General features: G+C 36.7%; 18 protein-coding genes and 3 tRNA genes. 1 reads left to right on the forward strand and 20 read right to left on the reverse strand.

Annotated features, from left to right (window positions below):
- Positions 1-6 precede the first annotated feature (6 nt).
- The 4 genes from GM920_RS08535 to GM920_RS08550 form a co-directional block, all read right to left on the reverse strand.
- Positions 7-1,407 (reverse strand): RagB/SusD family nutrient uptake outer membrane protein, encoded by a 1,401-nt coding sequence (locus GM920_RS08535; RefSeq protein WP_182955758.1) that lies wholly within the window; start codon positions 1,405-1,407, stop codon positions 7-9.
- An 11-nt stretch (positions 1,408-1,418) separates the two neighbouring features.
- On the reverse strand, positions 1,419-4,646 hold the full coding sequence (locus tag GM920_RS08540) for a SusC/RagA family TonB-linked outer membrane protein (protein WP_182955760.1): 3,228 nt from the start codon (positions 4,644-4,646) through the stop codon (positions 1,419-1,421).
- A gap of 562 nt (positions 4,647-5,208) precedes the next feature.
- A complete protein-coding gene (locus tag GM920_RS08545; RefSeq protein WP_182955763.1) occupies positions 5,209-5,694 on the reverse strand; it encodes an RNA polymerase sigma factor in 486 nt (161 codons plus the stop codon).
- Positions 5,695-5,704: 10 nt separating this feature from the next.
- The gene (locus GM920_RS08550; protein ID WP_182955766.1) at positions 5,705-6,169 is read right to left on the reverse strand and encodes a hypothetical protein; all 465 of its coding nucleotides are present in this window, start codon (positions 6,167-6,169) and stop codon (positions 5,705-5,707) included.
- An 867-nt stretch (positions 6,170-7,036) separates the two neighbouring features.
- Here GM920_RS08550 and GM920_RS08555 point away from each other — a divergent pair.
- Positions 7,037-7,372, forward strand: a complete 336-nt coding sequence (locus tag GM920_RS08555; protein WP_182955769.1) for a hypothetical protein — start codon at positions 7,037-7,039, stop codon at positions 7,370-7,372.
- Positions 7,373-7,409: 37 nt separating this feature from the next.
- On the opposite strand, the gene GM920_RS08560 is transcribed toward GM920_RS08555, so the two are convergent.
- From GM920_RS08560 to GM920_RS08635, 16 genes are all read right to left on the reverse strand, one after another.
- Positions 7,410-7,805, reverse strand: coding sequence for a hypothetical protein (locus GM920_RS08560; RefSeq protein ID WP_182955771.1), 396 nt, complete (start codon positions 7,803-7,805; stop codon positions 7,410-7,412).
- A 159-nt stretch (positions 7,806-7,964) separates the two neighbouring features.
- Positions 7,965-8,750 (reverse strand): hypothetical protein, encoded by a 786-nt coding sequence (locus tag GM920_RS08565; RefSeq protein ID WP_182955772.1) that lies wholly within the window; start codon positions 8,748-8,750, stop codon positions 7,965-7,967.
- A gap of 211 nt (positions 8,751-8,961) precedes the next feature.
- Complete coding sequence (locus GM920_RS08570) at positions 8,962-9,639, reverse strand: TetR/AcrR family transcriptional regulator (RefSeq protein WP_182955773.1); 678 nt, start codon at positions 9,637-9,639, stop codon at positions 8,962-8,964.
- Positions 9,640-9,695: 56 nt separating this feature from the next.
- Positions 9,696-11,732, reverse strand: coding sequence for a conjugal transfer protein MobC (gene mobC, locus GM920_RS08575; protein ID WP_182955774.1), 2,037 nt, complete (start codon positions 11,730-11,732; stop codon positions 9,696-9,698).
- A gap of 10 nt (positions 11,733-11,742) precedes the next feature.
- Positions 11,743-12,999, reverse strand: coding sequence for a relaxase/mobilization nuclease domain-containing protein (locus GM920_RS08580; RefSeq protein ID WP_182955775.1), 1,257 nt, complete (start codon positions 12,997-12,999; stop codon positions 11,743-11,745).
- Positions 12,984-13,391, reverse strand: a complete 408-nt coding sequence (locus GM920_RS08585) for a mobilization protein (protein ID WP_182955776.1) — start codon at positions 13,389-13,391, stop codon at positions 12,984-12,986. The genes GM920_RS08580 and GM920_RS08585 overlap by 16 nt, the downstream gene beginning before the upstream one ends.
- Positions 13,392-13,765: 374 nt before the next feature.
- Entirely contained in the window at positions 13,766-14,038 is a 273-nt protein-coding gene (locus tag GM920_RS08590) for a helix-turn-helix domain-containing protein (protein ID WP_182955777.1), read from the reverse strand.
- Positions 14,039-14,154: 116 nt separating this feature from the next.
- Entirely contained in the window at positions 14,155-16,098 is a 1,944-nt protein-coding gene (locus tag GM920_RS08595) for a DUF3732 domain-containing protein (RefSeq protein ID WP_182955780.1), read from the reverse strand.
- Complete coding sequence (locus GM920_RS08600) at positions 16,095-16,571, reverse strand: three component ABC system middle component (protein WP_182955783.1); 477 nt, start codon at positions 16,569-16,571, stop codon at positions 16,095-16,097. Before GM920_RS08600 ends, GM920_RS08595 begins: the two co-directional genes overlap by 4 nt.
- On the reverse strand, positions 16,564-17,805 hold the full coding sequence (locus tag GM920_RS08605; protein WP_182955786.1) for an ABC-three component system protein: 1,242 nt from the start codon (positions 17,803-17,805) through the stop codon (positions 16,564-16,566). The genes GM920_RS08600 and GM920_RS08605 overlap by 8 nt, the downstream gene beginning before the upstream one ends.
- 151 nt (positions 17,806-17,956) lie before the next feature.
- On the reverse strand, positions 17,957-19,171 hold the full coding sequence (locus tag GM920_RS08610; protein WP_182955789.1) for a Shedu immune nuclease family protein: 1,215 nt from the start codon (positions 19,169-19,171) through the stop codon (positions 17,957-17,959).
- 153 nt (positions 19,172-19,324) lie between these two features.
- On the reverse strand, positions 19,325-20,491 hold the full coding sequence (locus GM920_RS08615; protein WP_182955792.1) for a DUF5623 domain-containing protein: 1,167 nt from the start codon (positions 20,489-20,491) through the stop codon (positions 19,325-19,327).
- 266 nt (positions 20,492-20,757) lie between these two features.
- Entirely contained in the window at positions 20,758-22,011 is a 1,254-nt protein-coding gene (locus GM920_RS08620; protein ID WP_182955795.1) for a site-specific integrase, read from the reverse strand.
- A 281-nt stretch (positions 22,012-22,292) separates the two neighbouring features.
- A tRNA-Pro gene (locus tag GM920_RS08625) sits at positions 22,293-22,366 on the reverse strand.
- A 58-nt stretch (positions 22,367-22,424) separates the two neighbouring features.
- Positions 22,425-22,498: transfer RNA gene (locus GM920_RS08630), tRNA-Pro, on the reverse strand.
- Between the two features lie 88 nt (positions 22,499-22,586).
- Positions 22,587-22,673 (reverse strand) — tRNA-Ser (locus GM920_RS08635).
- Positions 22,674-22,726 lie beyond the last annotated feature (53 nt).

The following is a 22,726-nucleotide window of genomic DNA, read 5'->3' on the forward strand; positions in this document are numbered from 1 at the left end:
TTTTGATTAGTCTCTACTATTTTGTTCTATGCCGCTCAATCTGATTTCATCAGGGGGAATAGAAAGAGTATACTTCTTATCATTAGGTGCCAAAGAATAAACCTTACCATCTAATGTCCTTTTTAAAGTAATTGCAAGGTTTGTTTCTGTGTTGAGCCTTCTCAGGTCTATCCAGCGCAATTCTCGAAAAAGCAATTCCTTTCTCCTTTCATCTAAAATTATTTTGAGGGCAATTGTAGCGTTTGATGCAGTCCTATCAACATAGGTACTAGTACCATCATTGTTTTTCTTCCACCTTGTTTTGAGTAATAAATTTAAATCGGCTAGTGCCTCATTAGTTTTATCTTTCCTCGCGAAACACTCTGCACGGATTAAAAGCATTTCATCAATCGCAAGGCCACTAAAAAAATTGTTTGAGCCGCTGTAATTTCCTTTAAATTTGACATCCGTTCCTGACAGCGTAAAGTAGAGTACCTTACGCAAGTCATTATCCTCATAGGTATTGTATAATTCAACATCTACATTAAAAGAGTTTTTGCTTAAAATCTTATACGTGGTGGCTTCACTGTGAAAAATTATCTCATTGCTGAACCTAACAAAAGGAAGTGTGGCTGTTGGTTTTAGCGTGTTATAATCTATTAATAGGTCAGAAATTCCAAGAGCAGCATTTGAATTTTTTAACGAACTGTCAAAATTCCCCATAGACAAATAAATTCTAGCCAAGAGTGCGTAAACAGCCTGCTTCGAGGGCCTCGTTAAATAGGTGGATGTTGAGGGCAGTAAATCGAGGGCAGTATTTAAGTCTAGGAGGATCTGGCTGTATGTCTCCTTAATTGTTGCCCGCTTTACTCGCTCATTTGGATCAGGTGATAAACGAATTAGAAGTCCTAAGTCGTTATTAGCACTCTGTTCATTAAAGGGTTTACAAAACAGTTGTGTAAGATTGAAGTAGCTGAACGCCCTATAAAATAATGCGCTACCCTTTACATTATTCCAATCTTTTAAATTTTGATTAGTAGTAGAAATTTTAGCTATCCCCTCTACGACTATATTTGCATACAGTATTCTTTTATAGCTATAAGTCCAATCAAAATTAACAGTTTCGCCTTCATAGATTTCTGAAGACCACCTGTAGCTATTTCTTTCCAATGCCGTATTGCTGCTTTGCCAATTTGCTAAAGTGACAGTGTAATTATCAGAACTAACATCATTAAGCCCCGGATAATTAGCATTAAAAACATCGGAATTGTCCAGAATGGCTTGATAATCCTGAATTGTTGTAGGTATTATTAGTGTTTTATCAGGTTTAGCATCCAACCACCCTTTTTTACACGAGTTTAAAGTTAAGACTAGGACTATATATAGGATAGGTACAAGTCTTTTACGAAGTGAATTTTGATTTTTCATAATTACATAGATTATAGGTTAACTTTCAAGCCCAATGAGAATGATCTTGGAGCAGGAAAAATTGTTATCGTTGACGTGCCGGGAACGAAGTCAGGATCAAGATTGCTATCGGTAGCTTTCCAAAGGATACCAACATTATTGATGTAGGCATAAAGCTGAATATCGTTTACAGGAATAAAAGACCATTTGAATTTTCTGAACGTGTAGTTTAAACCAATATCCTGCAATCGGATATGATCGCCTTTTTCAACTAGAATAGAGGAATTAGCATAAAAATTATCCCTACCTGAATTTTGGGGATACACTACTGATGGCACATTGGTGTTTAATTCATCCCCCGGTTTCTTCCAACGGTTACTATAATCTGCGTTACCTAGAATGCTATTCTGGAATAAATTGGTATAACTAACTGATGGCTTTCTGAAATAATAATTGAACTTAAAACTGATATTGATGGTCAGCGACAAATCAGCATAGCTAAATGTATTTGATAGCCCTCCAAAAAAGGTAGGACGTGCTGACCCGTTATATTTTAAATCTGTTAACTCAGTGGCGTTTAAAGCTGTATAATCTTTGCTCTTAATCCCATTCACAAAACCAAGTGGATCACCATTTTCGGGATCAAGGCCAGCCCAAGGCAAACTGAATACACTATATACTGGTTTTCCGACTATAGGCACTATTGACCTGCCATTTAAACCATCTGAACTGACCAATTGATTATTTGTTGCCTCAATATCATACTTGGTCACCTTATCTGTTGCATGGCTAATGAGCACTGAAGTTTGCCAGCCAAATTTTCCTATAAAGTTTCTGGAATTTAAAGTCAAATCGAAGCCTTTGCCTTTCATTTCAGCAAAATTCCCATTGAAATTCATCACTCCTGTATTAGGGGCTAATAAGGTACTACCAATAAGATCAACCCCATTTTTCAGATAATATTCAAAACTTCCAGACAGTCTATTGTCAACAGACGCAAAATCTATCCCTAGCTTAGTTTGTCTGATCCTTTCCCACCTTAAATCAGGATTCCCAATATTACCAACATTAGCATAGCCTAGTCTGGTGAACTTTGCATTTGACATTCTATAAAAGGTTGTAATACCTGTCGTAGACCTGTCAAGGTTACCATTGTACCCATAAGTCATAGTAAGATTTAAGTGTGGTAACCATGTGAGCTTATAGAATTTTTCAGCAGAAACATCCCATTTACCCCCCACTGACCACAAAGGGACAGATTTTTGATTGGTCGCTACTCCGAAATAGTTTGAACCATCTATACGGGTGCTTCCTGTAAGGATATATTTCTGTTTAAAGGCATAAGAGCCAATAGCATAAACAGACCTTAGTCGCTCTAAAGTTCCTCCAATGGCTATTCCTTCGGGTATGTTTGATCCTCCTGTGGGATTGGTATCATAATAGACATTGTAGTTCACCGAGCTATAATTGGCTACATCATCATCATATCCGTACATCGACCCTCCCCTTATATCAGTTGACGATTGACTAAGTTCATAACCCGTAAGAACGGAGAAATCGTGTCTACCAATAGTCCGAGCAAAGTTTAACTGTGCCCTGAAATTTTGAGAAATGGTATTTCCATTCAGGTAGTTCAAAATTCCACCAACGGGAACATTATGATCTATGACAAGATCATCGGATAGAACGGAAAACATATTAATCAGATTTCTAGCGTAATATGTGTCCTTATTATAATATACCCTTTTCTCGTTTAATGATTTTTGGTATTGATACTTTACATCTAAGCTTAAGCCCTTTATAAACTCATATTTTAAGCCTGTGGTTATTCGAGTGTCACTGGTATTGCTTTTATTTTCAGTAAGTCCCAATTCATTTAACGGAACAAAAGTCCAATCCAAAAAACCTTTCGATATTGCGGAAGTAGTATAGTTGTTTCTATAGGTTCGTGTAATCGCTAACGGATTGTTATTGAGGTCTGCGTATTGGATGTACGGGAAGTAGGTTGAACTTTGCCCTAGAACAGAATTTAAAGTGTTGTCCGAATTAGCTATTGTTTGAGTATAGTAAAACCCTGCTGATAGTTCCAGATTTGTTAATGGCCTAAAGGTATTTAATGTGCTTAAGGTTATCCGCTGATTATCATTACCTCTTAAATTCTGTAAACTTTTATCCAGACCGGATGAAACATAATAACTTACCTTTTCTGTCCCCCCACTCAAATTGATTGCATATTGCTGTGATACAGGCTTTATATAGAAATATTTAGCATTCTGATTTCTAACATCAATATTTTTCAAATCATTAATGGCCGATAAAGAGTCCAATGACGACAGCTGACCGTTATTCGCCATGATCTCCACTGCCGGAGAAATCACAGGATGATTAACAACATCCCCAAGCGATGTAGTGTACTTACCCTTATCGTAAAGGAATTTTTCTATCTCAATATAATCCGGGGATGATAAGAAATTTGGGTTGTAAAATAAATTTGGCTTATCTGCAATTGTCAAATTTGAGTTCAGTGAAACTTTCAATTGTTGGTTAACCTTGCCCTTTTTGGTGGTGATTACAATTACTCCATTACCTGCTTTCACTCCCCAAACTGAGGATGCGGCAGCATCTTTCAGTACCGTAATAGAAGCTACATCATTAGGATTTATATTGTTAATATCACCACTGTAAGGAAAGTTGTCTACTATAATTAAGGGCTGGTCATTTGCTTTTATTGTACTTCTTCCTCTTATGTTTATATCTAAATGTCCATTATTGGTATTGCCAGTATTGGCATTAAACACCAACCCAGAAGTTATGCCATTCAACTTACTTAACACGTCAGTTGAAACCCTACTTTCAAAAGCTTCCTTTATGGGTTGCGCAAAAGACCCTGTTGCTCTTTCTTTCGGGATATTTTGATAACCTGTACTTACAATTTCAACCTCTTTCAGTTCTCTATTGTCTGATTCAAGGATAAGTTCACCAAGATTGGAGCTTTGAACATTTTGGACTTCTTTTGTAATGTATCCTATACTTGTAATTATAAGAGTTGCCCCAAGCCCAACCTTGTCTATTGTAAATGCTCCGTCTTTGTTAGTAGTCGAATAAAGCTGTTTCCCTTTTATTTTAATGTTGGCTCCTGCAATGGGTAATTTATTTTCATTTACAATTTTCCCTTTCAAAGTAAGGGTTGACTCTTGCGCTTTCACTTTAAAATTTAGGCAAAGCACGGCCATGACGATGTATATCGTTAATTTTTTCATGTTAATGAGTTTAGTGTATCAAGAAATGTCTACCGGGATGATTCTATTATTCCCCTAACTAAACTGGTGGCTTAACAATGTTCTCAAATAAGATTTTCAGGAACTTGTACTTCTTCTTAAATAAGTAACTGAAATAGTGGATTACAATAATTGTATGTATACATACATCACTAAGCCGAATGACCAAAAGGTGATTCGGTTTAGTCGTAATTTCTCCTGAAGTGAAAAGGGATGTGTATGTAGTTTTCATTACCGTACATAATTTAGATTTCTAATGAATTATGTAACGGACTGGGTACCTCAAATGAGCATGGACACCAAACCCGCTATCCGTCCCTGCCTAGGTGAAATAACGAGCGAAGCGCCACACCCATTTGAGGTATGGTTTCCACCCAAATCATGCAATCACATTCTCGGCAGGGACGGTGCATGATTAACAGTGCTAACCTAATTTTTAAATCATTCTCCACTTATGGTGGCTGATTCCTAGTTATGAAAAAATAGTTTGGTTTGGCATAAGGTAGAGGTATGTCTAAGTTGGGGCAATATATTAGTACGATCTTCATTGGGCTGTTGACTGAGCAAAATGATCATTTAGATTTTTTATTGCACGATACAACGACTTACTAATGTCAGCAGTGCTCATGAAAAGTTCTTCTCCGATTTCAGCCACTGTTCTACTATGGAAAAACACCCTAATGAAAACTGGATAATCATTTTGATTTATAATTCTAAGTAAATCATCATCCTTATAGGCTATTTCAAGTGAGTTGGTTGGCGACTGAAATTCTTCCTTAATGGTTTGACGAACTATATTGAGCATCCAAGTAAAAAATTTCAGTTTTTCAGGATCATATTGATCCGCATCAAACCAAATTTTACTTATCGCTTTTTGAAAGACAGCAATTCTCGCTTCATGGTTATGAAATACTTTACACACAATACCGTATAAAGCAGCTCCATATAATTTTTGCACGGTTGCTAAAGCAAGATCATCTTTCCTAACCATAGCCTCAATTAATTTAGCTTGTGATAAATATGGTTCCATAATTTTCATGTTAATACTGATCAAGAACTGATATTGATTCTAGCCGTTTTGATTTATTAAACCATTTTTTGAACCAAACTGGTGCTTGCATATTCTTAAAACAGTAGAATAATCTTAATTTATCACCACTACAACCAGTCATCATTTCGTCTACGACCCTAACTGCTTCTAGTTCTTTTAACATGTTTAGTAAATCATCTTTATGGTAGTAATCCTGACCATAACTGCATTTGATGAAATAATCAATTGCCGCCTCCCGCTTAATGCAAGCACTCTCCTTTACATAAGAACTACTAACAATCCACATAAAATCTGAGAGAATTTTAACAGGTGCCACACCCGTTAAGGCACATAACATCCTAAAATTTGCAGGTATTGATAGATTTGTATTGATAACTTTCGTAGAATACCGTTCAGGAGCGTCTACATATTTATCAATTAGTTTAAAAACTCTATGATTGTGATTCTTTTTCATGACTTAGTTTTAATATGAAAAGTCAGCTGCCCGTTGTATATAGCCTGTTTTCTATGACTAGGAAATACCCGTTTTTTAGCTATGACCCTCTCTTTAATAATGTTCTGAAAAATGACTATAGACTTCAATTGCCTATTAATGAGAAGGGATTATTGGCTTATAATGATATTCGGCACGGAAAGGTATTTACACTCAGTCATTGGTAAGTTAATTTCGGTATATAATGAGGTTGTTAAAAAAGACAAAGCAAGGCGACACTAGCTACCCCTAACGATGTAAGGTCGCCCGCTTTGAAAGACTGAATATTAGATTGGGTTTTTGGGTTTTAAAGAAAATAACTTATCGAATGGACTTATGCCAGGGAAAATTTCTAAACACACTAATCTGCTATTCACTTTCATAGAATGAACAGTAAAATAAATAAACTGTGTTTTTTTTTGTATTTCCATAGCTCGTATTGCTTACGAGCCTCATATTTGAAATAAGGAGGGGCGCTCCGTATTGCATTATCCCACCGGGTCTGACGCCTTCGAACTCTGCATAAACGATAGCGCCCACATCCTTAATGGCGCTAAGTTAGCACAATTAAGCAATGCAGGCATAATCTATCGTTCTCACGTTCGATTTTTATTGTCAGACGAGTGGAAGTGAGACTCTTTAAATTACACCATTAGAACATCAAGTGTTCAACTACTAATTTTTAAATATAAACTCTATAATATTCGCATTTTCAAACTTTTAACATTATCAAATATAATGTATTTCCAATCAAAAAATTTATTATTAATAAGTTTTTATTTACGATTAATACTTATACCAAAAGCTTCTACAAAGAAATATTGATCTTAGATATGTAAAAACAGCGAAATGGCTAATTGGGAAAATATGTTAGAGGATGATGAAAGCAATTTTGTAGACCCAAAATTTGAGGATATCCAGTCTTTATTTTTGACAGGGAAAATTAAAAAAATGTACCAACTTGTTAAGAGAAGTCCAACAAAGATTGCAGAACTCTTAGGTATAAATTATGATTCATATCACACAAAACTAGTAAGCCCGGAAAAATTCACGACCTTACATATAAATACAATGGCCTACGTTTTCAAGATTGACCCTAATATTATTTATGATATAATTCAAAAGGAAACATTAGAGAAGGTTTTGCTTAAGGTAAAAAGTTATGAGACAAAGATGAAAAAATAAGAATTTCATCTAAAGTTAGTAAGTCTCCATTTTTCGGCTATTGCAAAAGTTTGTGTTCTAAGACTTTTATATCTACAATTTCTCTCCCATTTGGATTTTCGGAACTTCTGCCTACCCGTATTACACGACCTTCAACAACAATATTCTTATTACTTATTTTTCCATAAAGCCTAACGTTGCTGCTATCATTATTGAATTTTACACTATCTGTTACGATTGTGCTGTCTTGTTCTATTTTTTCTAACTTTTTCGATTTAGAAGAACCGATTGGAGCTTTGTTCTCTGAAATAGACTCGGCTACGTTAGTTCTCCATAAGGTGTTTGGTGGCGTTGGCAATCTTAAATTCTCTACTGGTATTTTCTCTTGTTGGCATGAAGAAACCAAGATTACTGCGCCCAACATAAAAAGCAATGCTCGTTTGATTCTTCCCATATTTCACTTCCTATTTTCTTGCTGTAGCTGATCCGCTTCCTTCTGCATCCTTATGACTTGTCGTATGCAAACGTAAGATCTCATTATAGCGAAAGATTTCTTCTCTGACCTTACTTTCTCCTCTTCTATTATCACTTTTTCATTTTTATCCATAATTTACTAATCAAGATTTATATACAATAAGAAATGATTCTTTGAGTTGACCACCCTGTTTTTAAACCGCTTTTTGTTATCCTCCGTATCGTTAATGGTCGGTATTCTCATTCCCGTAAAGTATATAGAAATATCGTCCATCAGTCTATCTAAATCAATAATACTACCAGGGGAAGCAATAGAACTATTTATAGCCAGCAAACTGTTTAATTGTTCTTCATTTAAGAGCATGTCAAATAATTCATGAATTTTATCGCGAAATAAAAGATTATCTATCCTTCCATGATTAACCACTTTGACCGTATGCAAAACAGGGATTGAGGACGCCCCACCTTGCCCAGTGATAGAAGGTTGCTCGAAGATTAAAGACATATCTTCTACCTCAGTGACAGAAGGCTGTTCAAAGGCTGAAGGCTCATCATCCTCCCCAGTAACGGAAGTTTGTTCGAAATTGGAGAACACATCCTCTACCTCAGTGACAGAAGACAAAACAAGGATTGAGGTCACCTCATCTTCCCCAGTTGAAGATACTTTTACAATTAATGGTTCCTCCTGAGTAGGAGGTAAATTAATGTTGTTGTTTAAAAAGGCATCATTTAGTTTCTGTTGAAATTCTTTTCTCTTTTTTTTACAGAGCTCATATACCGTGTAACCATCATGATGCAATTCAAGAATTGAGGATAACTCACCTTTTGCACTAGATTCCAGTTCTATTAATTGGCTAAGAGCTGCATTCGGAAGTTTTCTGTTTTCAAACATAATTTCCCAATCCGCATTATTAAACTTCAACATAACGCCTAATTATTAAGACAACAAACTCATTAACAGATTATTTGCACAATATAAAGGTTTATGCAAATAGTCTATTAAAATACCTTACTCCTTTTAATATGGAATAGGTGTTTGCCATTTTAGGTTCGTTTTGTGAAACTATCTAAAGTATGGTCGATTTAAAATTGTTGTTTTACATACAATTTTTAATCCCTCGCGGTTCTTCACGATTTCAAAAATCAGCTTTCTGTTTTTTAGCTTCTAAGTATGCCCCTTGGATTATACTCGCAATTGCCGTTTTTATCCTGTTTTCTCCTTCCGGGGTATTTAGGTCAATGCCACAAACACGACTTTTTTTATTCAGGATCATAAAATAAATACCGGATACAATTATTGCAATTCTTGCAGGGAGATCAATCTTAGTCCCCTGAAAAAAGGGCTCAGCAAGATCAAGAAATATACTGCCGATTTTCTCCCTTTCCTCATGCACCGCTTCTATTGAGGGATAAGTACCATTGAGAAGACATAGTATGGCCTGTTGCATATCTACATCCGAGGAAAAGACATCAAAATGCTCAAACATTACCCCTTTCATGAAATTAGTACCATAATCTCCTTTAACTGATTTAAGCAGTTGGTCCATCTTATTGTCAAAGCCTATATAATAATCCTTTTGCCGAATATAAGATTCAACCAAATTATCAATAGAACCGAAATAATCGTAGACGGTTTTCCTATCAACTCCCGCCACCTCTTCAATTTTTTTAAGCTTCAATCCAGCATAACCATCCATTTTTATTATGTGTCCAACCGCATCAATCAATTTGACTTTGGTACGCTCCTTATTACGGATTGCACCATCATATTTCCTGGTCATAAAGCTATATGTCTCTTGTTTTTTGAATTTCAATATTTTAAAGTACAAAATCAAATAATACTTAGGCTATGGTTAACTTATTTTACTCGTCACCGTGAAATTCCCTTTTCCGCCTCTTCTTCCTCGATTTGATCATCATCGGGTATAGGCGGTGGTGGTACATCATCTTGTTGTTGTCTGGCTGCAATTTTTTCAAGCTCTGATTCAAACAATAGTTGAATATCCAGCTTAATAGCCATGTAATTTTCAATTATGTCTCCATAACTTACATTTTTATTTACAGGTATAGGTTTGTAGTTATTTTCTTCTTCTGCAATGGCTTTATGGTCATTTTGAATTTCACAATGAAACATTTTGAGTTTAATTTTTTGATCTGGATTGTCTGCTACAATCCCCACAAATTCACCAGATGAGAGTGTGGCAATTTTAGAAGCAGGTATCGCAAAATCCATCTGAGTAGATTTAGAAATAGAAATCTCCGCACTATTAATGCTTCTGCTTTGTTTATCCTGCATGATCTTTCCAAAATTTTCGCTTAATTTTTTTGCAGTACCACCTGTAACCTGTCCACTTATGACATTTCCAACTACACCTACAATTACATCCGCTTCTTCACCTCCATAATCCTTAGTTAACTGCTCATAATTTTGGACGGCAAGTGTACAGCACACCAAATTCGATCTGCAAGTGGCAAGCAACTTGTCTATACCCGATGCTCCCCCGATATATATGCTAGGAAACTCATCGAAAATTAAACTACTCTTCAATTGTCCTTTACGGTTTACTAGCTTAATCATCTTACTTACATACAATGACAGTACTGCACCGTAGATCTGTTGTTTCTGGGGATTATTACCCATACAAACGATCTTGGGAGCATCTGGATTATTGACATCCAACGTAAAATCATTGCCACTCAACACATAATACAATTGAGGAGAAGCCAATCTTGCTAACCCAATCTTTGCACTGGCAATCTGCCCCTCCAGCTGTGCCATTGCTTTGTTTTGATAGGCTGAAATGAAAGGATTGATTAGTGCTTTGATTTCATCTTCTTCCTGTAATACAGCAAATAGTTTATCATAGTCTGCCTGTATTAGCTCAATGCAATGTGGTAATGTACAATACCTTCCATTTTGATACTTACGCAAATACCAAATAACTGCGGTTAAAAAATTGATTGGGGACTCGACGAAAAAATCTCCAGTTTTTTTAATCCATTCTTTATTTAGCCCAAGCATAATTGTCCGACTTGCTTCTGTGGCATCTGTAATGTCATCCATGCTTTGCGGATCGAGAGGGTTGCATCTATGAAGAGGCTTGTCGAAATCAATTACCCAGAGTTTCGGTTTCACTTTATAGTTGCCCTGGTATTGCAACAATTTATTATAGGCGATCTTACTCAAATCGTCAAATTTGAAGTCGTAAATAAACATTGAAAAGCCCTTTTTTATATGTTGTTCGATTATGTGGCGTATCACGAAATATGTTTTTCCTGATCCGGGGGTGCCTGATACTAGCACTCCCCGGAACGGATTAATGATTGAGATATGAGATTTCCGGATTTTACCTTTTAGATTGTAAGTAGCAGGTAGGTTGATTGAGTATTCATTTTCAAGTAACCTCTCTTCTTGCGGAAATGATTCATTGTCTGTATTAAACACGTCTTTGTTGAATGTGTCTTTAATTAATCTTGACAATAAGCCACCTCCAGATAGGGTGAGCATATAGCCTACTGAAGTTAGGCTGATGTATAAAACAGCTATTAGAACTAAATTTAGCGGCAAGAGTAAACATAACACACTAATAAAATATAAAATCAATCCACTAAGTATGTATGCGACAATGGACATCTTTTGTATTTTTTCATCCTTTTTCCCCTTAACACCTAAAAGGGAAATAGTTAAAAATAGTAAGGCGGCCAATTTGGGTGTTAGTAAATTATCAAACAAGCCTGTTTTAGCAATATTTACAATAATTCGATCAGTAATTTCGGCAGTGCATCCCCATTGTTTAAATGCCGCATAACAACATATATAGAAATGAATGCTTAAAATAAAAATGCTAATGAGCCTCGTAAATTCTACGATCTTTCGTAGGCTCTGTGTATCTTCACCTGTATTCATAAGCCGTATTTTATAAGGTTAATACTCTTTTTTTCTTCCGTTTCTTGCGTTTAATACTTGGAGCATAATCAGGTTCAGACTTGCCTGAAGAGTCTTTGAGAAAATTAGTTGAGGCTGGTTTCTGTAAATAATTCTTTTTTAGTTTGTCTGTAGGTGCCTTTACATATGTTTTTTGTTGGATTACAGGCTTCAGAAACGATCTTAATCTATCTTCGGAGCTAATCCGCTCCATCATTGCATTAGCACTATAAAGCTTCCCTAAGTCGCTTCCATTGAAAACAGCTTTACTCTGATGATCTACGAATGTTGCACCATAAATACGACCTTGATCATTTTGCCGTAAGACCAGGTTTATTCCCTCTTTTTTAAGTTCAGCTAATAAAGTAACCTTTGAAATGCGCTCATACTTTGTGAATACCTTATTGATCCGTTGGATTAAATTCTGTTTATATGGTTTGCGCCTTTCCTTGTTCTTTTCAAATTTGGTTTCCAGGTGGCGAAAAGTAGGTTTACTATAAAATGAGCTGGATTTAATAGGAATACCTATTTTGTCGCCATTGCTTCCAATCAGGGAGTAAATCAGTCCTTTGTTTTTGAACATTTCAGTATCCTCTTTGCCTCGATCACCAACAACATTAAACTGCTTAAGTACTGCATTTAGCTCTGCAAGTGAGCTGAACTTATAATCATTCACTACTCCAGCCAAAACGTTACTTATTTGGCGTTTAGTTGATGATCTTCCGTATTTGGCTTTTTCTAAATCAGCAGGCTTAATACCTGACTCTTGTTTATACTGCTTGCTCTCCGCTATAACTAGATTAAAATCTTTTTCAATCGATTTTCTAGCAGGTTCTGATAAATCTACCCCGATATTATGGGTCTTGATTACTTCTCCATCTCTTTGAATACTTGTTGTAGCTATATGAAAGTGTTGATGTCCAGCATCATTATGTCTGTAAACCAAAAAGGGCTGATCCCCAAATCCGATGCGCTCCATATAAGCTATTGCAATTTCCTGCATCTTGGCATTAGTGATTTTTTCAGACGTATCAAAATTTAGGGATATGTGTAAAGCATTTGTTAGGACGCTGGGTCTTAAATCAGTTAAATGATGAAACCGATCTACCTTGTTTTGAAACGTCATATTCCCAATTTCGCCTACAAAGCCACTCGCTAGTATTAGTTTGGCTTCCCCCTCAGCAACTTTGTTTTCATTATAATGCAGTATGCCTCTTATACCTGTGCCTATTTCTATTTTTGCAACCATTTTTCCGCGAGTTTTGATAGTATCACCATAAGCCGATCTATTTTTGGTTCAATGGTTTTATAAGTTTCAGCGGTTTTAATGGAGTGAAATGACCTTTCAGTTTCGGTTGTGCTTACATGAAAACGGTGAGTCTGCTGATTGATGTTCACACCGATGCTTTTAATCTCTTTGCGAATCAGGGCTAATTCTTCCATTGGGCCATTCATGGATATGTCCTTATGGAGTAGCTTGACAGGTTTGTTGTCAAGCATTTTCCTAATGATCACACCTAAACTCCTACTATTACTTTTTATACGTAGTTTTTCAAGTTTTGAATATTGATCTTCGTTCAACCTAACTATTATTGGCCGACTTAAAACACTATTTATTTCCTTGGTATTTTTTCTTGACATAATAGATACACCTAATTTTGACTTTAGGCACACGAGTTTCGAGTGTGCCTTTGTCCAGTAAGGACAGGAAAGAGTTTTCGTATACGAAAATACATCTTTGCTAAGTCCACGCGGACTTCAAAGCAGATCACCCGAAGGGGACTGTGACCTTCGGTATCGGTTAATAAATGGAATTGATTTTAAATGACCTGAAAAATTTCAGGTGAGAAAATTCTTGTGAATGTCTTCCAGAATTTCTTTGTCTTGAAATAATAGAGCTTCTCTAAGAAGTCGTTTAATCCTTGTCCGAGGTTCTGCTCTGGATCGTTTAGCTCTAGGCTGAAATGTTCCTAAGAAATCCCCAGTCTTAAATGGAGTTTTTTTACAGGAATTCCTCATGATGATGCTCCTTCCAATAATTGGACTATTTCATCATGCTTGTAATAAAGTAGCCCTCCAATTTTAGAAAAATGTAATGTTCCATTTCGTCTAAGAGTGGCTAATGTTCCAGCTGAGATGTTTAAGATAGCGCGAACTTCATAGCTTTTAAGCCACTCCTTCTGCTCTTCTTTTTTATTCAGTTTATAGCTAGGTCTTTTTAATTCTGCAAAAAGTTCAATTTTAAACTTTTCCAGATCGTCTTTTGTGATTAAATCGAATGCTGCCATATCATTTATTATTATGTTACGGCAGCAAAATTTGAAAAACTATGATTCTTAAATTGGTGACTAGTTAGGTAGTACCCAAGAATAATTCAAAAAACCATATGGTAATCGATATTTCATTAATTGACAGGCCAGTCTGACGGTATCAACTTGTCATTGGCAATCTTTGGCCACTGGTACTTAGTCGTCTTTTTATATTCCTCGTGATAGCTTAAATAGGCATGTTCTAAGACAATAACTTGGAGACCATCTTGACTTGCAACCTGAGCGAAAATAAAATTAAAATGTCTTTCCAATGCTGAGCTGTCATCATCACTGTTTGCAATTTCATTTAAATCAGACTCCTCACTTTCCGTTTTGTTTGAATAATACGGCCTGCTGATCTGATCCAGTATGAGAAGTCCGGGTACAGATGATTGCTTCTCAGCCAGAAATCTTTGAAATGCAAAGGCAAACGAAAGATGAAGACTTAGGTAATTCTCATCGGAGCCAATATTTTCAAATTGGGTTTTTATCTGAGTCTCTGAATCAGTTATCACCAACTTAGGCTGTTTAGAGAAAAAGTCTACATCGCAGGTTTCTATTGGTATGCCCTTTGGGAGTTCCTTAAGATTAGCCGTGGTATATTTTGAAATTTTTCTTTCAGCCAGAGCAATTCTCTCCTCCTTTTGGCTTTTACCGTATTTCTTAGTTATTTGTTCAATGTCCTCATTATATTCATTGAGTTTTTTCTGATCAAACGCTTCTACTGTGCTATGGTTATCCAGAAAATAAGAAATCCTACCAATAACACGTGTAATTCTCTGGTTTAGCACCAAATGCTTTTGGGCAACGTCAGACTCTTTGATAAGGTTACGGATATCAGCATCAGTTTTATTGATACTTGTCTGTAATGTTTCAATCTGGGTGTCCATTTCTTTAACAAATCCATTTATCGATGGTCTGTGTTGTTTAACAACATTTTTTTCACGTTTCAGCTCTACGATAGAATTTTCAATGAGCTTTGAAAGTTCATTCGGTTCTGTAAAATCTGAGCTACAGACTGGGCACTTTTCTTCGGTATGCTGGAAGAACTTACCAAGATCAAGCTTCGATATCTGCTTATCAACTACAGAATCATACTCAGACGTGGTTGTATTTATCTGTAATGCAGCAGTTTTCTTCCTTCGAAGTGCATTCAACTGATTTAACTCAGACATCTTAGTCTGCTGCAATGCCTTCACCATATCCTCATTTTCAAAATTAACTGCCCGGTATTCCCAATTTGTTAAATTCTTCAAATCATCTATAAGCTTCTCTTTTGATGCACCATTGATTTCATCAGTCATCTGATATAAACCAACTTGAGAAGCCTCTGCCAAAAGTGATCTACATTTTTCTAAAAGATCGACCTGGTGCTGTTCAAACAAGATTTTTTTCTTCTCTTCATTTTCCACACCCTTTTTTAGTCCCCTCAATCTGTTCAAGGCTTCAAGTTCATCAAGATCAATTGCCCCCAAAAAGTAAGGTAATGAATCAACAATTCGCTTAGATGCATTTGGATCGTCAAGACCATACATCAAAGTTGTATCTGAGATTATGATATTTTTATCCAGATACATGAACGGGGTAATCTGCCGAATAGAAATTTTATTGATGTTAAATACATTATCCGTTTGGTTCACCTCTTTAAATCCAAAGAGGTTCTCTATAAGTCCTTTTACCTCTTCAATATTGCCTGAACCGTTCAGCCCGCCCGCAGAATCTGGCAATTCCACATCAGAACCGTACTCAAAATACATATTTCCTGATGCCTTGCCGGTTCTGGAGAGTTCTCTGGCAACAATAAATGCTGTTGTGCCATCTGACCATCTCGTAGCGATATGGGTTACGCGAGCAGATACAAATGCTGGGATATTACACGTTGAAGATCCCAGGCAATAATCAATGGCACTGATTACCGCTGATTTGCCTGTATTTGATGCACCTGTAATAATAGTTACATCGTTCACATTGAACTCTATCGTCCGACAAAGATCATTCTTACTATAAAAAGCCAAGTGGCTGATATTCCATCTACTCATACTTCTAGACCCAAATGGTTAAATACTGTTTTAGTTGATTTTATCTGGCCGATCCAATTTCCCAATCTTTTTGAGTTCTTAAAAAATCTGCCCAATGTTGCTGATGTATAAAAATTAGCTGCATTTTGTTGGAGCGCCCACAATCGGCCTTTGTCATCAATTTTTATAGTTTTCCTAGCAATACCATAAGATATAGCAGGCTGGATATATTCCATTGATTCATTAATTCTGCTATTGAGGTTTACAACGATGGCAGGATTTTGCTTCACCCAGGAATAGAATCCGGTTCTTATGTTCGTTCCATCAAATGTGGCATCCAGATCACCTGACAGGATTATCGGAATTGGAAGTACCGCCAAGGCAAATGGCACCCCTCCTTCGGCCTCGTTATTATAACCTTCAATAAAACTTAGTAACACTAGGGATAGAAACGCCGGATTAGTCGCGGCAAAAACGTCAACGCTTTTATTCATCTGTATCGGTATTTAAGAGCGTTTGAAAATCGCAATGCCAGCCCACTTTTTTTCCTGAAGATAGCATCTGGTAACTTCCCCTTATCAGATCTGGATTGTCATACGATTTGGATATTTTACTAACCTGTTGGTGTGCCTCATTATGCGTCCAGTCCAACAGTAATCTGCCTTCTTCTTTAATCTGATCTTCCGAGCAACTATTTTTCTTATCTACTATCTCACCAAACTTATAGGACCACTCTTGAATGAGCGACTCATCATATTTTTCGAGCTTCTTCGCAGCAGGAAGATTGTCACCTATCCATTTCTCCCGTTGAATACGTGCTCGGATCTCAGTTTGATATGACCTCTTTACTTGTGTCTTGCTCGCTTCGATGAGCTCCAATTGCTTTTTCTGAACAGGATGCGGACTAACAATTGGTGGTATCTCCAAATCTGACAAATCATCCGTAAAACCATCATTATAGAGTTCTGCTCCTTTCCGGCTGATAAACTCCTGTAATTCTGACTGGTACATACATTGATGCCGCTCGCCAGTTAAGGACTGAACTGCCTGTCTATCCCACCACTCCAAAATCCGTTCAGCCAGCGACTGTTGGATTTTAGTATCTGTAGTCGGCCTAATCCTTTTTAAAACTTCATCAGTTGCCTTGGCAACAGTGAACGATTCGGTTTTCATCCTGATATTTTTCAAAAGCGTTTTGCGCTGTTGAGATGAGAGAGCGAGAAATGCCTGACAGCCTTTATACTTTTTTGCAAATGGTAAATCAGCTTCCTTTTCTCCCCTTGACAACTTACTTACGTTTTCAGTGGATACATCATTTCTTTTATCCATCACACGCTTTGCTTCTGCAATTAATTCTGTTTCAAGCTTAGCTCTTGATGAACTGTTATTCAACAACACTTTTAGTTCACTTCCGGAATCCAATGTTGCAACGGTAGAAAGCGTAAAAATCCCATCGCTGGCGTTATTTGTACTTAGGTAATCACACCAGACTTTTAATGTCCTCCACAAATCATCGCTTTTTATTGAAATGATTGTATCCTCACTGACAGAGTGCTTCAATTGATGTAATTCTTTTTTTGAACCGTCACTCAAAAACACATCATCGAACGTCTCAATACTTACATAAGCACCTGGATTTTTGGAATCAAATAGAGTTACAAAAGCATAAATGGCTTGATAGTAGTAACCGAGAGCTGGCCCTACGGCTTGATGACTAACTGTACTCATAGTTTATTTCACGACTACACATATTCATTGTTAATTTAAATGAAACTAAAGTAAAGAAAATTTCACAACTTTCCGTCTTTATGGTTTAGATTCATTTTTCTTGGCGATAGGTTCATTATAGCTAAAACATCTTATCCCAACAATCCGTATATTATTTAACAACTCCATCCTCTGTATGCCTGACGATGTGTAATGCCCGTTGATATAGTTCATCAAATGTTATGATTTCAATCCGGGACAATCCTTGCCTGAACATTTCGAAAGACGAATATTTTTCTTCGTTAATCCCATGCTCGGTTTCAAATTCATTTAAGCTTCCTATAACTATAAAGGCCTTTGGCGAGTATAAGAAGATTTTTTCGCCTGTAGGATTTCCGTGATCGTCTTTTATTTCAGTTTTAGTTGCAATCTTCGCAACAGACTTTTGAATAGTACGCTGCACTTGTGATATCGCACCGGTCAGCTCTTCAGAGACCTGCCAACTTTCAGGTCTATATGGGGTTCTAACATTTTTTAGGAGCTGGGTTTTGTGTGTCTTTATTTCTGCAAAACAGAAACTCTCAATCACTCCCTTTGTTTTTAGCAATGCGTCAATACGTTTCCCTGAACTGTTGAAATCCGAGCCGGAGACAACTTGCTCCAATTTTTCATTATCTAAAGAAGTATTAAAAACATAATTTAAACCATAACCGAAAATCCAATTGTTTTTTTCAAAGAATTTTTGCCATAAACCTTCATTTCCTACTTTATATTTCGTTTTGAGATCTTCAAAATAATCCACTTCATTCAGAAGTCTCGAAAATATTTCCAATTGTCTTTTCCTATAACCTAAAGCGACAATATCCTCACTGGTTAATTCGCTAGAAAGGAATTGTAATAATACTGCCTGATGTTCAAGGACAAAAGCCAAAATACCTTCTTTGGAATTTAGCACATGATCTAGCTCCTTATCCTTAATGCTACTTGCAGATTCACCAATAATTGGCAGGTAGCTTAGATTATAAATAAAGTCATATAAAATGCCTATTTCCTCACCCACAAATGAAAAAGAAGTTTCATGTGGTTTCCCTGAAGGAGTTGTGTAGCGTTGGAATGTCACGACCGTCACACCGCGACTTTCTTCAAAAACAGTTGCTCGAATTTCCTGACGACCTTTATCTGTTTTCCTTACGACAATCTCATCTTTGACTTGCGCAAACGTATATTGCACTTCAGAGTCAATTACCTTAGAAATAACTCGTTGATTATCTTCAAACACCTCTTTACTGCCACCCTTATAATCTGGTACAATTCGGTATTGAGGAAAGGCCTTGCTGATATAAGTTTTATCGGCCAACTTATTATCATGAATTATTTTGTTATCCATAGATCGTTAAATGCAAACTAAGGTAAACAATAATATACTACTCCTGAAAACACTAAAACGACCAGAAGCTTTCAGGATTTCCATTGTTGATAAAAAAAAACACAAGACCGATACCTTTGGTTCGGACTTGTGTTTCAAATTACTAGTAAAGAATTAAGAAATTACCTTTGGATTTAGCAAACCAAAATCTCTATTAGCCAGTGCAATAGGAACCAATTCTAATACCCTAGAGTTAATTTCCGCTACCCCCCAGTCGTTCAGTACTGACAAACAATTTTTTACTGTGATATTGTTATTGTGATATGGGGCAGTACCATCATGAAAATAAAACTCACTATCGTCATGAGGAACATAAATATCTGGATCTATTGGCATAACGACACCATCAGACGACCTATCCCAGATTGGACAATAATCACGGTTAAACAATACCTCGCGACCGTCGGCACACTTCCATTTACCGTATGGAAGATACAACCTCATTGGTTTAAAGTCCGCAATATCTAATTGCTTTCGAAGTACGCTGACTTCATGACGCCCATAAACAAAGCGCCCCCCATCGGAATAACCTTCGACAGTCTGTCGTTGGATATCGTGATTGAATACGATCCCAATCTTTTTAGTTCTACCCAAACGGACAAATGTTCCAACCGGTACTCGACCCTTGAGACGATTTGCCCCCGGTACTTTGACAGGCCAATTTTCTAATGCTTTTGCAGCCTGCTGGAATCGTTGATGAAGTTTTTCTAACGGTTTACAATCATGATAAGACTGATCTATTATTGCCTTTGCATTCCTAAGAAACCTTTTTAACTCTGCTTGACGACTTAGCGATGGTTTAGTTTCACAAGGTAAAAGCGTAGTTTTACCGTAATAGATCTCGTTAAATTCTGCATTGGCCAATTGTTCTTCACTATACTCACAACCTAGCCAAGTATCCAAGACACTATGAATTTCTTGTAAGTGGTTTTTCGCGCGTTTGTGATATTCGGTTGCATCCAACAAAACCTGCAATAAATCGCCAACCTGAGCATGATTACGAACAGTCATCTTTGTATTGGGGTGTTGCCCAATAATTGCCCCAGTCATAAAATTGTGATAATTTAATATTTCAGGCACCGGTGTTTTAGGCCTGCGAATTGCAACTTTTGGACGTTGGGTAGGCTTAGTTTTTTTAACAAAACTATCCCAATCAACACAGCCCTGCTCCTTTGCAAGCAGATTTAATGCTTCGGTATGAGATACACCTAGCTCTTTTTTTAAAGTTTTAGCTTTACGCTTAAAAAATGTGGCACTATGGCCAGTGGCTTTGATTTTCATCGTTACTCCTCCTCCCGCCAGAAAAACGTCATTCGCCTACCGCTCTTCGAAACGAGAATTGAGTTTCGATAATGGATTTTGAATAACGGTGCTGATACAGCTTCACTAAGGCGAATGGTAAGCTTCCGTTTAAAGCTTTAACCAAATATAGAAAAAAATCTAAACTTCAAAATGAAATAATTTTGAGATCCATAATAGAAAAGAAATACTTCTTTCCTGTTGATCTTTTATCGGGAATCTGATTATCTATTAAATGTTATCAAAAATTAAACATTTTTCCATAGTTCGTGTTTCAATCGTTTCCTTAGATTTGACATATCATTTAGCACCTTTTTCTTTTTGACTTTAGAATATATCTGTGTTGTACGAATGCTTGCATGACCAAGCATGTGCGAAACGCTTTCCATTGGAACCCCATTCTCAAGTGTTACCGTAGTAGCAAAAGTATGCCTTGCCCAGTGAAATGTAATTACTTTATTAATATTTGCCGCCTTAGCAATAATTTTAAGGTGGCGATTTACCACTTGATTAGAAACAAAGGGGAAAGTTGTTCCACTTTCTTTTACAAACTGGTGGTTTTTATATCTCTTAATAATCTCCAGCGCTTCAGGCAATAATAACACATGAAATTTACGTTGAGTAAAGTTTCTATTTTTCTGTCGGATCATCTCAATCCAATCTTCCCCCTCACTATCTTTAACCAGATGCTTTTTAGCCAGACTGACCAAATCACAGTAAGCCAATCCAGTTAAACAAGAAAAGACAAAAAGATCACGAGTGATCATCTCACTACTCTTTAAGCTATCAACTTCTCTGATGCGATTTAATTCTTCTATTTCGAGGCAGTCACGATCTTTATGTATTATTTTCCGTTCAAAATGAAGGAATGGCTGGTTCATTGTCCATCCGTTCTTCAAAGCAACTCCAAATACTTTCTTAAAGCGTTCCATGTGTTTCATAAGTGTATTGTTTCCACACGGTTTCTGTCCCTTATCTGGCACACGATTAAGCATATATATACCAAAATCTGTAATAAACTTATTATCAATATTATCCAGATATATATCTTTCATTTTTCGTTTCTTTACCAAGAACTCCTGTAAATAGCGTTCAGTGGAAAAGTAATTTTTTAATGTACCCAGTTCTAGCAAACTGGCAAGCTCGACATTATGATAGTTCATCAAAAAATTTAAAGAACAGAGATCTTTATCTTTCCCTTCTACTCTTGCTTTTATCAATTCAGCATTCACGGCTTTATTTTCATGCCTAAGATCATTGTAAGCGTTGTTGAAGTCGTTAATTAGAAGACGCATCTTTTCTCTTACCATTAATTCCTCTGCTCCATTACCTGAAAGCGTTTGTTTGCCCTGATTCCAAGTTGAGATATCCACCCGTTGTTTAGTTGAAATATCTGTAAATGCACCATCCACTGTAATTCTTGCGAATAGTGGGGCTTTTCCATTTTTAGCTTTGTCCTTTCTTAAGAAAAAAGAAACACTGAATGTGTGGGTACTTTTCATGCTTTAAACTGTTTTAAGCCCGTTTATGCCCTTTTATGCCCCCTCACATTTTTTGTTAAAATCAGAGGCAAAATTTAGTAGCAAAAAAGGCGGTAAAATAAAAAACTCAAACAGTGATTTTTACTTTTTATCGAAGGACAATTATAGCTGAAAAAAACAGGGTGTAGAATAGGGCATAAAAACCTTGATATTCTTTGTTTTTCTTTGATATGACTAAAACGAAAAAACCCCCTAAATAGTGATATTTAGAGGGTTTTTGATAGAATTTGATTTCTATAATGTCGGGGTGGCAGGATTCGAACCTACGACCTCCTGCTCCCAAAGCAGGCGCGATACCGGGCTACGCTACACCCCGAACTGGTATCAATCTTTTTTACTGGTCATTATAAAATTACTCTTCCAAGTAATTTGTGTCGGGGTGGCAGGATTCGAACCTACGACCTCCTGCTCCCAAAGCAGGCGCGATACCGGGCTACGCTACACCCCGAACTGGTATCATCTTTCTCCCTCTTTCGGAGGGTTGTAAAGAGACGAATTACTTTAGTGAAACTAAATTTTCGTATTCTTTAATTCAGCGGAGAGGGCGGGATTCGAACCCGCGGTACCGTTGCCAGTACGACAGTTTAGCAAACTGTTCCTTTCGGCCACTCAGGCACCTCTCCTTTTCAATTAACTTTCCCGCTTTAAATAAAAACCGTTGCTGTTTTTCGGGATT

Origin of the sequence: Pedobacter gandavensis, from assembly GCF_014172405.1 — a bacterium.
Taxonomy (GTDB): domain Bacteria; phylum Bacteroidota; class Bacteroidia; order Sphingobacteriales; family Sphingobacteriaceae; genus Pedobacter; species Pedobacter gandavensis.

What these genes read in the sequence shown, in the direction of transcription:
- GM920_RS08535 (WP_182955758.1), bottom strand. Translation starts at nt 1,407, where the DNA reads ATGAAAAATCAAAATTCACTTCGTAAAAGACTTGTACCTATCCTATAT.
- GM920_RS08540 (WP_182955760.1), bottom strand. Translation starts at nt 4,646, where the DNA reads ATGAAAAAATTAACGATATACATCGTCATGGCCGTGCTTTGCCTAAAT.
- GM920_RS08545 (WP_182955763.1), bottom strand. Translation starts at nt 5,694, where the DNA reads ATGGAACCATATTTATCACAAGCTAAATTAATTGAGGCTATGGTTAGG.
- GM920_RS08550 (WP_182955766.1), bottom strand. Translation starts at nt 6,169, where the DNA reads ATGAAAAAGAATCACAATCATAGAGTTTTTAAACTAATTGATAAATAT.
- GM920_RS08555 (WP_182955769.1), top strand. Translation starts at nt 7,037, where the DNA reads ATGGCTAATTGGGAAAATATGTTAGAGGATGATGAAAGCAATTTTGTA.
- GM920_RS08560 (WP_182955771.1), bottom strand. Translation starts at nt 7,805, where the DNA reads ATGGGAAGAATCAAACGAGCATTGCTTTTTATGTTGGGCGCAGTAATC.
- GM920_RS08565 (WP_182955772.1), bottom strand. Translation starts at nt 8,750, where the DNA reads ATGTTGAAGTTTAATAATGCGGATTGGGAAATTATGTTTGAAAACAGA.
- mobC (WP_182955774.1), bottom strand. Translation starts at nt 11,732, where the DNA reads ATGAATACAGGTGAAGATACACAGAGCCTACGAAAGATCGTAGAATTT.
- GM920_RS08580 (WP_182955775.1), bottom strand. Translation starts at nt 12,999, where the DNA reads ATGGTTGCAAAAATAGAAATAGGCACAGGTATAAGAGGCATACTGCAT.
- GM920_RS08585 (WP_182955776.1), bottom strand. Translation starts at nt 13,391, where the DNA reads ATGTCAAGAAAAAATACCAAGGAAATAAATAGTGTTTTAAGTCGGCCA.
- GM920_RS08590 (WP_182955777.1), bottom strand. Translation starts at nt 14,038, where the DNA reads ATGGCAGCATTCGATTTAATCACAAAAGACGATCTGGAAAAGTTTAAA.
- GM920_RS08595 (WP_182955780.1), bottom strand. Translation starts at nt 16,098, where the DNA reads ATGAGTAGATGGAATATCAGCCACTTGGCTTTTTATAGTAAGAATGAT.
- GM920_RS08600 (WP_182955783.1), bottom strand. Translation starts at nt 16,571, where the DNA reads ATGAATAAAAGCGTTGACGTTTTTGCCGCGACTAATCCGGCGTTTCTA.
- GM920_RS08605 (WP_182955786.1), bottom strand. Translation starts at nt 17,805, where the DNA reads ATGAGTACAGTTAGTCATCAAGCCGTAGGGCCAGCTCTCGGTTACTAC.
- GM920_RS08610 (WP_182955789.1), bottom strand. Translation starts at nt 19,171, where the DNA reads ATGGATAACAAAATAATTCATGATAATAAGTTGGCCGATAAAACTTAT.
- GM920_RS08615 (WP_182955792.1), bottom strand. Translation starts at nt 20,491, where the DNA reads ATGAAAATCAAAGCCACTGGCCATAGTGCCACATTTTTTAAGCGTAAA.
- GM920_RS08620 (WP_182955795.1), bottom strand. Translation starts at nt 22,011, where the DNA reads ATGAAAAGTACCCACACATTCAGTGTTTCTTTTTTCTTAAGAAAGGAC.